This window comes from Candidatus Babeliales bacterium (genome assembly GCA_019749895.1).
Taxonomy (GTDB): Bacteria; Babelota; Babeliae; order Babelales; family RVW-14; genus AaIE-18.
The window spans coordinates 1-11,272 of record JAIEPG010000002.1 but is presented as its reverse complement, the minus strand read 5'-3'; the positions used below and the strand labels follow the sequence as shown (position 1 = coordinate 11,272).

The 11,272-nt window shown below is 42.1% G+C and carries 10 protein-coding genes; 2 read left to right on the top strand and 8 right to left on the bottom strand.

Features of this window, described 5'->3' with window-relative positions; genetic code table 11:
* The first annotated feature begins 2 nt into the window (after positions 1-2).
* Complete coding sequence (locus K2W90_01090) at positions 3-1,553, top strand: MCE family protein (GenBank protein ID MBY0352943.1); 1,551 nt, start codon at positions 3-5, stop codon at positions 1,551-1,553.
* Here K2W90_01090 and K2W90_01085 read toward each other — a convergent pair.
* The 5 genes from K2W90_01085 to K2W90_01065 all read right to left on the bottom strand — a co-directional run bounded on the left by K2W90_01085 (position 1,537) and on the right by K2W90_01065 (position 5,131).
* Positions 1,537-1,731, bottom strand: a complete 195-nt coding sequence (locus tag K2W90_01085) for a hypothetical protein (GenBank protein MBY0352942.1) — start codon at positions 1,729-1,731, stop codon at positions 1,537-1,539. The genes K2W90_01090 and K2W90_01085 overlap by 17 nt on opposite strands.
* Positions 1,732-1,861: 130 nt before the next feature.
* Positions 1,862-2,503 carry a hypothetical protein gene (locus K2W90_01080; protein MBY0352941.1) on the bottom strand — a complete coding sequence of 214 codons (642 nt, stop codon included), beginning with the start codon at positions 2,501-2,503 and terminating at the stop codon, positions 1,862-1,864.
* 40 nt (positions 2,504-2,543) lie between these two features.
* Positions 2,544-3,197 carry a hypothetical protein gene (locus tag K2W90_01075; GenBank protein MBY0352940.1) on the bottom strand — a complete coding sequence of 218 codons (654 nt, stop codon included), beginning with the start codon at positions 3,195-3,197 and terminating at the stop codon, positions 2,544-2,546.
* Entirely contained in the window at positions 3,172-3,876 is a 705-nt protein-coding gene (locus K2W90_01070) for a ribonuclease HII (protein MBY0352939.1), read from the bottom strand. The genes K2W90_01075 and K2W90_01070 overlap by 26 nt, the downstream gene beginning before the upstream one ends.
* A complete protein-coding gene (locus K2W90_01065) occupies positions 3,821-5,131 on the bottom strand; it encodes a hypothetical protein (GenBank protein ID MBY0352938.1) in 1,311 nt (436 codons plus the stop codon). The genes K2W90_01070 and K2W90_01065 overlap by 56 nt, the downstream gene beginning before the upstream one ends.
* Positions 5,132-5,376: 245 nt before the next feature.
* Here K2W90_01065 and K2W90_01060 point away from each other — a divergent pair, with 245 nt between their 5' ends.
* Positions 5,377-6,048, top strand: a complete 672-nt coding sequence (locus K2W90_01060) for an XRE family transcriptional regulator (protein MBY0352937.1) — start codon at positions 5,377-5,379, stop codon at positions 6,046-6,048.
* 93 nt (positions 6,049-6,141) lie between these two features.
* Here K2W90_01060 and K2W90_01055 read toward each other — a convergent pair whose 3' ends face one another.
* From K2W90_01055 to K2W90_01045, 3 genes are all read right to left on the bottom strand, one after another.
* A complete protein-coding gene (locus K2W90_01055; GenBank protein MBY0352936.1) occupies positions 6,142-8,439 on the bottom strand; it encodes a hypothetical protein in 2,298 nt (765 codons plus the stop codon).
* 19 nt (positions 8,440-8,458) lie between these two features.
* On the bottom strand, positions 8,459-9,823 hold the full coding sequence (locus K2W90_01050; GenBank protein MBY0352935.1) for a hypothetical protein: 1,365 nt from the start codon (positions 9,821-9,823) through the stop codon (positions 8,459-8,461).
* A gap of 4 nt (positions 9,824-9,827) precedes the next feature.
* A partial coding sequence (locus K2W90_01045; protein ID MBY0352934.1) for an ankyrin repeat domain-containing protein occupies positions 9,828-11,272 on the bottom strand: 1,445 nt, incomplete at its 5' end.

Sequence of the window (11,272 nt, the reverse complement as noted above, 5' to 3'; positions counted from 1 at the left end):
TCGTGAAAACCGAAACACGCGTCGGATTATTCATTTTAGCAGCCATTGGTATCTTTTTATATTTAAGCATTAACATCAGAGCATTTCGCTTTAACAAAGATAAATATAATGAGTACAAAGCATATTTTGATGATGCTGGTGGTGTTGTATCAAAAGCTGTTGTCAGAATTGCTGGTGTTGAAGTTGGTTGGATAGACCAAGTTAATTTGCTTTCTGGTGGCAAGGCTGAGTTTGTGCTGCGCATTCACAAGAAAAATAAACTAGCAAAAAATTCGTATGCCATGATTAACCAAGATGGTTTGATTGGCACCAAAAATGTTGAAATAGATCCGGGTGACCCCACAACCGGGGTTTTGTTGCCGGGCAGTACGCTCTCTATGCCGGGCAAAACGCCAGCAACGGTGGGCGAACTTCTTGAGCAATTTCGCGATATTGCAACCGGCATTCAAGATATAACGTCGTCGTTTAAAACCGTTTTTGCCTCGCGAAAAGGCGAAGATAACTTGCGTAACACGCTCGAATCGGTTGCTAAAGCCTCCGACCGTATGGCAGATTTTTCAGAAGTTTTGCAGCGGACTTTAAAAAGCAATGAAAACAGTTTGAATATGATTGTTTCAGATTTTAGAGAAACAGTAGTGCATTTAAAGACCAGTATTCCTGCCATTACCAATGATGTTCATGAAGTTGCAGGAACCTTTAAAGAATCTGGAGAAAAAGCAGGTTCTGCGTTTAGCCACCTGGAAGACACGGCAGTACAAGCCCGAGATACTTTTAGAGGTGCTGGTGAAGTTGTCGACAAAATTAATACCGGCAAAGGTGTTATTGGTAAGTTGATTAATGAAGATGAAACGTATGGTGATCTTAAAAAGACCATTCGTGGCTTCAAAAATTATGTCGGTAAAACACAGTCGCTTATGCTCAATATTGACATGCATTCAGAAACAATGTTGCGTCATAGCACTTCAAAGGGATATTTGGAACTTAAGCTGAGACCAAGTTCTGATTATTTCTATCTTGTTCAATTGGTGGGCGATGAGCGTGGGAGTGTCTCTCGTGAGGTTGAGTTTATTACCCGTCGCGATGATAAAGGTACTATCTTGCGCGCCAGCGAGCTGCCTGTTCCAACCGAGCGAAAAATTGAGTGGGCTGACCAAGTTGAACGCACGGTACAGAAAAAAGACGATGTGTTGTTTGGCTTACAATTTGGTAAGCGCTTTAACAAGCTTGCGTTGCGTGTGGGGCTATTTGAAAATACCTTTGGTGCCGGCGTGGACTTTAATGTGCCGCTGTATACCGACAAATTCCATTGGATCACTACGTTTGAAGCATTTGATTTTAGAGGCAGAAATCGTGTAGAGGTTGGTCGCCCTCATGTTAAATGGCTTAACCGTGTCTTCTTCTTAAATAATCTGTATACAACATTCGGTTTGGATGACTTTATTAGTCGTGACAACGCAAACCCATTCTTTGGTGGTGGCTTGCGCTTTGGTGATGACGATTTAAAGTATTTCTTGGGATCGCTGCCAATTGGCGGCTTTAAGCGTGGAAAGTAGAATTGAGAGAAGGCAACGGTATGTGGTTGCCTTCTTGAGCATTTACTGATTCTTCTTCATCATCGCAAAAGACAAAATGCGTACCATACGATGTTTCATAGATTTCGTCGTAAACGTTATCGTAAGAAAACTGGTAAGAAATACTGGGTGTGTTAAGTGTTTCTGGTACGCGGTTCATTTTTGTAGTCTTTCTGGACAATACTTGTTATTACGGGCCCTTGTGGGCTGTTATAAGAGAAATATAGCGCTTGCGTATTTTTTATCAATACTTACAGGCAAAGATTATTTAAATTTTCTATATGAAAATATTAATCATAGGATTTAACGCTTAAAAGTCCGTTTTTTCCAATGGAAATGATGCAGGGCCTGTCTGGGGTGCCGCCTCCGCCTGAAAGTCCTTTTGAGTAATGCAAGACTTTGATACTTGCTGGCTTTCTTGGATTGCTTGAAATAATGTACTGCCAAGAAGCTGGCATTGGGCAAGTCTTTTTTTGATATCCTTCAACGCAATAAATTTTTCCAAGTGGCGTAGTTATTAAAAGATAGCTTGTGGGGAGTTCTGGAAAGGTGAGTTCTTGTTCTGTGGGAAAGCTTGGGAAATAAAAAGGCCAGCTCAATGTTGCTACTGGGTAGTAATCTTCAAATGATTCGGTGCTTGAAGATGTGCTATGGTAGGGTGAGAGAGGGGCCGGTTCGCTAGAAGGTATTGTGTCGTGGGATATTGCTACGGTTGGTAATGAACTTGGCGCAACAAATGTCCCTGCATTGAGTGATGACTGTGCTGGGATTGTTTGTGTGAATATTGATTGTTCGTTGAGCACCAGCTCTATTGTTATTTCTGTTGCCATTTCGTTTTCAATGCCTGCAACGCGCCACGCTTGTGCTGACGATATACAGCTAAAAGCGAGAATGAGTGCAAAGCTGAAGGGGGTAATAGTTGAATGGTTCATGATGAAACTCCTTATGAAAATGGGATAGTGGCAAAAGCTGTTAGTTGTTAATGATGTGTTCTACGCGCTTTAAAAAAAGCTTCAACCTTCTATAATCATTGCCCGACAACAGAGAAAATGTTTGGCAAAAATCATGAAATACCTTCTGTGTGAGTTTCTTTTGTGTCGTTAAGTTGTGCAATATTGCCAACAACAACTCATCCAGGTTAGATATTTTGTGCTGAAAAGAAAACAACATTGGTAAAAAGATCGGATTACTCAGGAACTGAGCGGAAAGTTCCGGTGCGCATTCTTTAACAAATGCGTGAATTTTGCTTGGCTTTGGCGGGAGCGCATATAAAACCTTTTCAAGATTTTCTTTGTCTGCGTAGCCAAGAATTTGTACATCAAAGGTTGTTTTTAAAAATTCAAAAATTTGTGGCTGTTCGGCCAAAAGCTCTTCTTCAGTTTTTTGGTAGGGAAAGGGGTAGCGCATTGGGTCCATGGAGCCGGTTTGAATTTGTACCACGCAGCCCAAAATAATGTGCTCGTTGCTTTCAACTTGTACTAGTGAGCCAAAGTTAGGAAAAAAATTCCATGACCAACATTGAGCGGTAAATGTTTCCAGGCTGCTTTGAATTACTTCTGCAAAATGGTTGTAGGTGCTTGCCTGCATAGCAGGAATTGTTTTAGAAGAGGGGGCTTTGGTGCTCATGGTCCTGCTTGCTTTTGATAATGTTAGACAAATAACTGGTGCGGTGCACAATGCTGGGCCCGTGCTCTTTTATGCTGACAATGTGTTCTGCGGTTGCATAGCCCTTGTGTTGATCAAAGGCATAGGCAGGGAAAAGTTTTTGCGTTGTTGCCATCAGCCGGTCGCGCGTAACTTTTGCTACAATTGAGGCAGCAGCAATAGAGCGTGAGTAACTTTCGCCAAACGTAAAATTATGAAAATCTAAATTGGCATGCTTGTACGGCTCATTCATAAAAACCGGCATGGCGTCTACTACCACGTAGCGCAGTGTTTCAAATTGGCTGCCCATCATGTTGATCAGTTGCACATATGCTTTACGCATAGCGCGCAGCGTTGCCTGATAAATATTGATTGCATCGATAGCGTGATGGTCGGCCTGCGCAATTGAGAAAAGACAGTTTTTTACAATCCAGGCATAGGCCTGTTCGCGCTCTTCTTCGGTCATAATTTTAGAATCTTTGAGTAATTTGTAGGTAGTGTTGGGCGGCAAAACAACTGCTGCTACAACTACCGCCCCTGCTAGTGGGCCGCGACCTGCTTCATCAATGCCGCACACGCGCAAGCCGTTTGCCCAGGCGTCTTTTTCAAAAAACTGCTTGGGGAACAGGTGCTTTTTCTTGGCTGATTGCTGGTGCGACATGGTTTGCTTGGCTCACAAAAAGTTTTCTAAATTCATCAAGTTCATAAAGCTTGCGCTGGTACAGCGAGCTGTTATCAAGAAAGCTAGTATACAACAAAGCAGCCTGTTTACCAAGTGCTGTTGCGTTGCATTCATCTTGCAGTAGCTCAATGCACACGTCCTTGCCGGTGAGTAGGTTTGGCAAGCTTATGTAGGTTGGATTAACGAAGGTTTTGAGAATTTTATGAGAAAGCCATGAAACTTTATACGTAACTATGGTTGGTACGCCCAGTAATGCTAGTTCAAGGGTAATGGTTCCCGGTTTGCTTATTGCCAGGCAGCAAGTACTTAACGCATCTTTTTTTGCTTCTTCATTTTGAACAATCGAAATAATGCTGGTGGGGATCCCTGCTTTATCCAAATACTTTTGCACTGCGCTTGGTTGGAACGATGATGCAATAGGAAACAGATAATGTGTTTGCGGGAACTGTTGTGAAAACTCTTGTATAAATTTTACAAAAATAGGCATCATGGTTTTTAGTTCGCCAAGCCTAGAGCCGGGAAGCAGGGCAATGGTCGGTCTTTTTTCGCGTGGTTCACGCAAATACGGTTCAAATTCGTTAATGTACGGATAACCAAGCCACGTAGTTTGCATGCCAATTGATTGGTACCAGGCAACTTCATGCGGGTACAAAACAATAATGTTGTCGCAATACGCTTTTAAGAATTCGTCAATGTTCCATGAGCCCCAAAACCATAGTTCTGGCGGTGCAATAAACGTAATATTCATGTTTGCGTTGCGTTTTTTAAGTGCGCGTGCAAAGGGGATATTAATGAGTGGAAAGTCAACGAGTACGACTTCGTCAAAATTGTTTGCTAAAACATAGTCAACCAAACGATTAAAATGCTTAAGTTGGCCAGGCAGCGTGAGCGCGAGTGATAAAAGACCGTTGCCAACGTACAGCTCGTCAAAACCTTCAAGTATCTGCGCGTTCTGAGCTTTCAAAAATTTTTGTCCCAGGGCTTGGCACTCAACAGCAACTCCCTGGTCTTTTATTTTTTGCAGGTACCAGGCACCAAGTTTATCGCCCGAAACTTCACCGGTTAACATAAATATTTTCTTTGAGGATTTATTGTCCCCAGGGTTTTTGCTCATTTTTTTGGAAAACTGTTGAGCTTGGCGGACAAGTATGGTTGTATAGGCAAGGGCCGTGATAAGTGAAATGCTGGTAGCTGCAAAGAGTGTTAAAAAAAATATGCGTATAAATTTCTTCATTGTTTTTTTATCTCTCATGTTTTTTGCTCAGACTATCTTGGTATTTGAGCGAGTTTAAAAAAATTTTATGAGTTTTGAAACAAAATTGTCACAAAGAAACATTTTTTTTTATCATTCATCTTGAATTTTTGATAGCATTTCTATTTGACATGGTTTATATTATTTTAACAGATTTATATGGCTAGGCTGTCGAGTTAACACTACATAATCTTTGTCTTGGCTACATTATGTGGAAAGGAGTATTTATGTCATCAACAGAGTTACGGGTTAAAGAGTTGCTGAGGGAACGAGGGTGGACTACCAAAGTTCTTGCAGAAAAGACCGGTATGTCCGAAAGTTATTTGACGCATATCAAAAATGGTACGCGCCGTTGGAATGAGGACGCGTTAAAAAAACTTGCTAATGCGTTTGATATTCATCCTGTCGATTTGTTTGCACAACGTCGAAGCAGAACCGACAATGTAGACACCACGGTCAAAATTCCTGAAACAACTGCAGTTGACCTTCAACTCAAAATTGTTCCGGTGATGGGTGACATTCCGTCAAATCCTTCTCCCTACAACAATCAGTTGACGCAGGTAACAACGGGCTACAAAGATATTTTTGTGCCAGTTTTTAATAGCTCTGATGATTCAATGTTTTGCTTAAATGTTGAAAGCAACGCTATGGCGCCAACGTTTGTAAAAGGAGATTATTTGATTATCTCTCCTGAAACGTGGACTCGCTCTGGTGATATTGCTGCCGTTGAATACGGCAACGAAAACCCTATCAAAGGGATTTTGCAAGTTACCTACATGGAAGATTTTATTGTGCTTGAATCAGTCAACCACAAGCACCCGCCTGTGGCCTTGATTCGTGGTAAAGATAATTTCCGTGTTGTGGGCAAAGTAACGCATCGTTACCAAAAGCTTAGCTAGAAGTTATTCTTTCATTGCTGAAAAAATGAGATTAAAAAAAGCACCCGCTCTTAATTTGAGCGGGTGCTTTTTTTGAGTCTATTATTTTTTTACTTATGTGCGTTGTCGCTTGTTTTTACTTTTTCTATTTTCTTTGGTTGATGTTCGCTCTACTCGTTTGCTTGAATCATCAATAACGGGGGTACTTGTCCCTCGATACGCTTCACAAAGTGGAGCACTCGGGATGAGCGAAGACGAGCTTGAAGAACTTGATGCAGAACTAGCGCTTTTAAAACTTTTTCTTATTGGTTTTTTATATGCTTTTTTAAGTGTTTCAACGACTTCATGTTCATTGCTGAGCGATTTGATTTTTTTATATAGTTCGAATTTTTTTTGAACAACACTGCTCAGTGATTTTTGACTTTGTGCTGGTTTAACTTCAGCCCATTTGTTTTTTGACATTTCTGATCTTGTTTGTTTGTAAATTTGACAAGGTGTTTTTTTTGTAGTTTTTACAAACCTCCAAGGTGTTTGGGTGAGATGATCTAATGAGAACATCCAATGCAGTTCATTAAAAATAAAATAAATGTCGATCCTTGGTGTTGGGGGAGTGTCAAAAGTAATTTCTGATTGATAAACGGTAACATTAAGCAAAGTAATTTCTTGGCCTGCCTTGCCAGCCAAGGTTGTTTCAAATTCAGATGGCGTAGTGCTTCCCGAGGTCGCTCTTAAACCTTCAAGTATGAACGAAAAATCGTTAATACCGGTAAGTTTTTTAATAACAAAAGCGTTAGTGGATTTGTAAGAGGCGCAATCAAGAAATGCGCTGCGAATGAAATCTAAAATACCAACAGTTTGTTGGTTACTTTCAATAATAATTTCTGCAAAGTGATGAACAGCTGAGCCGCGGATCATTGAGATGATTTGAGGAAAATGGATGGTGTGTTGGTCAAAAAATTGGCGGTCGCTTTCATTTAGAACTTTGAAAGAAAGTGGGTAGGCTTTTGGGTTTGCTGTAATGTTGGCTTCAGTTGTTGGATTGTTAAAGATTTCAAGACCCGTTGGTAAATTGACCCAAAAATGATGTGACGATATGGATAATGGGTTATAAGTTGGTGTGTGGGTGGGTTGTGCTTCTTTGCCAATAATCTTTATTGGTGTTTCAATTTTACTTGAGTAGAGTAATAAACCTTCCTTCTTTTCAATAATAAATTGTTTATTGTTTTCTTTGTATATTTGTGCCTTTGCGCGACCAATAACCTCAATTTGCTCATTGAGTTTGAATGTTTGAAAACTGTGGCCGTAGGGTAGCCAAATTTGAGGAAGTGAGTTGGTGCCGTGTGTATTGCCAAATCTTCTTGTGGAGTTAGGATTTAACATAGTGAAAACTGATAAAAATGTATTAATCGAAGCAAATTTTGTTGCCTGGTTGAAGAAATTTTTATTCAATTCTTTTGCATGTGACAAAGTCCAGTAGACGACCGCATCTGTTATTGAAAAAACTATAATTGGGAAACGGTAGCTCTCCAGGGCTGTATTTGCTGTGTCGTTGGTAAATTCTAGCAGGTCAAGGTTTTTTCCTCCTAAATAGCACGACCATAAGCCAACTGTTCCTGTCTTGCTGAGGGGAGTTTCGGTTCTTTTATTAAGGAAATCGAGCAAAGCTTTAATGTTTTCAGGTTTAGTTCCGCAAATGCTGCTCTCAAGCATTCCATGGCCAATAACCATAAAGTCGCGAATGACTCCTTCTGCCATTGGAATAATAATATTTTTTAAAGCAGCAGGATTGAATGCAAGGGATTTTTTTGGTTTACAGGTGGGATGTGTGGGGTCAGTGCTATGTGCGATGAATCCTAAAAGCTTATCGATATTTTGTAAATCTGGTGTTGGTAATAGGTCTGAAAGTTCAATCATCTTTGCTACATCAAATCCTGTAGTGCCGTAAATTGCTTCATACTTTTGGGGGATTAGTAGAAAAAATGGTGTATCTGGAATAGTAAAAATGCGCCATTTTTTCTGATAAAAGTCGATATCTTTAAATCTTCTTTCGGTATGTTCGTGAGTGCTGTAGTCAATGCGAGCGATTGCGTTGAGCAAAATAGAGGCGCTTGTTATAATTGGGCAGTAAGCATTTTCAATAAGGCCAACCAATGCGTATGTGCAGGCTCCTGAGCTTTCAGTGGTGGGGTTTTCGTAGTTATGTTCTTCAATAATTATGGAGCATGGTGCATGTTTAACTTCAGCCGTTTTTATTTTTTCAATATTCTCATCGGCATAATAATAGTCAGCTGGCACGTCAGAGCTGCTTGAGCTTGAACTGCTAGACGAGCTGCTGCTTGAGCTTGCAGCAGGGTGTGCCACTGGTAGGCTGAGCGTGAGAGCGAGCAATAAAAATGATAAAAAGCCTTTCATGATAACCTCTATTTTTTATTTATGTGCGACGACGTTTGGTTGTGTCTTGTTGCTCGAGGGGTTGGTCGCTGCGCTTGGTGAGCATGGCAGGCTCTGCCTGGAGTTCGTTAATTTCGGGTGAGCTGCATGAGGTAGCGCTTGCTGTGACTGTGCCAGATATAGTTGATTCTTCGGTTGTTGCGACGCAATCTGTGCCTTTCTCTAGTTCTGAGCTTTCTGGCTGTGACTCAGCGATCTCGGATGTGAATTCTTCAGAGCGATCGTGCCATGCAAATTGTGGAATGATGTACTCGTAACCTTTTACAAATGCCAGGTTAGGTGTGTAGATTTCTCTCATAAACGCGTGGCCTCTGGTTTTGAAAAATAGTGCCTTCTGGTCGAAGTTGTCTTGAGCGATGTAGACTAATTTATTGATCTTTGCATTGCAGCGGGGGGTAATATCTAATCCAATAGTATTATCGTCATAGCGCTCAACAAGAGCTTGAATTATTGGATCAACTACCGCATTGCGCTCCGCATGTGTTTCGCTGAAAAAATTTTTTACGTAAAGGACCACTATTGGCGCGGGGCTTTTTGACAAACATCCCTTATCATCTGGAAGATGTTGTCCTTTAGTGAAAAGGCGGGCGACTTTGAAGTCGTAAATGTTTCTTAAGCGATAATCGGTCAAAATGAAAGGGAGAAAGTCTGCTAAAAAGGGAAGTAAATAGTTTGGTTTTACTTGCAAATGAATTTTCCATATGCAGCTGCGTACTTTTATTGCTTCTTCTCGTGCTTGCTGTGCCTGATCGAGTGAATATTTTTTTGGGTTGAGCATTTCATTATTAACTATTTTTTCCAGTGCGGCGGATGGTACAAAAAAATTGTATAGGGAGCCAGGTTCAAAATGAGTTGTCACTTTGTTGTCTTTGATCTGGAAAATCAAACCAAACTTCTCATGCTTCTCCGCTAGTGTATCGAGTGTTTCTTCAGGAACAAATGTTGAATGTACTGGTAATGTTGGGGTGGCAGTTTCTGTTTTTTTTATGAAAGAGATCCACTGTCCTGGATATTTGTCTGCGTAAGTATTGGTCCCGCTAAGATCTCCATATGCCACTCCGTAGCGAGCATTTAATGCCTCGTATAAAGCATTACGACTTGCATCGTCATAGGCAAACCGGAAGTAGGGAGAATAATGTTGAAATTCTATTCCTGTAGATGCAGCGTCTCCTTGATTTCTGATAAACGTTGAACCAAAAGGGTTTTGAACAATTCTAACTCGTTTCTTTGGGTCCAATTGTAGTGTTCGAGCTGGATGATCAGATTGAGCAGCTGCGTGAGCATTGCTTCCAAGAGTTGCTGTGGCAAGTATAAAAAAGAGTGTTATTCCGTAATGTTTCTTCATAACTTTATTCTCCATCGCGAGAGCGTTTTTCTCGTCCGCTTTGGCGGCCGAGCAATGTATCGTTCGAGTTACTTGGGCCTGAAGAGCTTGGGCCTGAAGAGCTTGGGCCTGAAGAAGAGGCTTCGCCATAGCTACTTGAACTACTCGAGGAGCTTGATGAGCTGCTTGAACTACTTGAAGAACCGGAACTGGTAGCGGCCTGGTCTTCAAGGGTAGGGTCAATAAAACCTATCGATCCTTCAGAATCTTGGTGATGGGAACGTTGTTTTTTTGTAGGGCGAACAACAATTCTTACCAACCTTGGCTCATTGTTTTCGCGAGTGAATTCGGTAGCGTTGCGGCAGTTTGGGCAGGTTGCGGTAGGTTTGAAGTTTGCGCCCATGGTATTTCTGATGTCATCGTTATCGGCAAGTTCTATTCTAGCTGCCGTTTTGATACAGTCGGGGTGAAAGTCGTGTCCGCAACGAAGCGTTGTACAAGAGCCCTGTTCAGCAAAGTTTTCAAAACAGATGGTGCACTGATCTTCTTCATCTTTTTCTACGGTGGTTGCCGCTTGAGAACCACGTTTTTGAATATCATTCAAAAGATATGCAAGTTCATGGTGTCCTTTTTTTGCTGCTATCTCAGCAGGGGTTTTACGAGTAAGATCGACGATATCGACGGTAGCGCCTGCTTTGATGAGTTCTCGTAGGCAGTCAAGACGGTCATTTAGTGCGGCAATATGCAGGGGGGTAAAGCCTGCGTGAAGGCCAGCATTGACGTTGGCACCTCTCGTGATTAGTTCTTGTAGGCAGTCAAGATGGCCATGGAGTGTGGCCAAATGCAGGGGGGTGAAGCCTTCGTATTGTCCTGTAGTCGGAGCAGCATCGACGTTGGCGCCTCTCGTGATTAGTTCTTGTAGGCAGTTAAGATGGCCATGTTGTGCGGCAAAATACAGGGGGGTGTTGCCTTTAATAGTCGCAGCATTGACGTTGGCACCTCTCGCGATGAGTTCTTGTAGGCAGTCAAAACGGCCATGTTTTGCGGCAAAATGCAGGGGGGTTTTGCCTTTGATAGTCGCAGCATTGACGTTGGCACCTCTCGCGATGAGTTCTTGTAGGCAGTCAAAACGGCCATTTAGTGCGGCCGAATGCAGGGGGGTGACGCCTTCGCTTGGTCCTGTAGTCGGAGCAGCATTGACGTTGGCACCTCTCGTGATGAGTTCTTGTAGGCAGTCAAAACGGCCATATTTTGCGGCCGAATGCAGGGGGGTGACGCCTTGGTATGGTCCTGTAGTCGGAGCAGCATTGACGTTGGCACCTCTCGTGATTAGTTCTTGTAGGCAGTTAAGATGGCCATCGTGTGCGGCCGAATGCAGGGGGGTGAAGCCTTGGTATGGTCCTGTAGTTGGAGCAGCATTGACGTTGGCACCTCTCGTGATGAGTTCTTGTAGGCAGTTAAGATGGCCAT

What these genes read in the sequence shown, in the direction of transcription:
- K2W90_01085 (MBY0352942.1), bottom strand. Translation starts at nt 1,731, where the DNA reads ATGAACCGCGTACCAGAAACACTTAACACACCCAGTATTTCTTACCAG.
- K2W90_01080 (MBY0352941.1), bottom strand. Translation starts at nt 2,503, where the DNA reads ATGAACCATTCAACTATTACCCCCTTCAGCTTTGCACTCATTCTCGCT.
- K2W90_01075 (MBY0352940.1), bottom strand. Translation starts at nt 3,197, where the DNA reads ATGAGCACCAAAGCCCCCTCTTCTAAAACAATTCCTGCTATGCAGGCA.
- K2W90_01070 (MBY0352939.1), bottom strand. Translation starts at nt 3,876, where the DNA reads ATGTCGCACCAGCAATCAGCCAAGAAAAAGCACCTGTTCCCCAAGCAG.
- K2W90_01065 (MBY0352938.1), bottom strand. Translation starts at nt 5,131, where the DNA reads ATGAAGAAATTTATACGCATATTTTTTTTAACACTCTTTGCAGCTACC.
- K2W90_01060 (MBY0352937.1), top strand. Translation starts at nt 5,377, where the DNA reads ATGTCATCAACAGAGTTACGGGTTAAAGAGTTGCTGAGGGAACGAGGG.
- K2W90_01055 (MBY0352936.1), bottom strand. Translation starts at nt 8,439, where the DNA reads ATGAAAGGCTTTTTATCATTTTTATTGCTCGCTCTCACGCTCAGCCTA.
- K2W90_01050 (MBY0352935.1), bottom strand. Translation starts at nt 9,823, where the DNA reads ATGAAGAAACATTACGGAATAACACTCTTTTTTATACTTGCCACAGCA.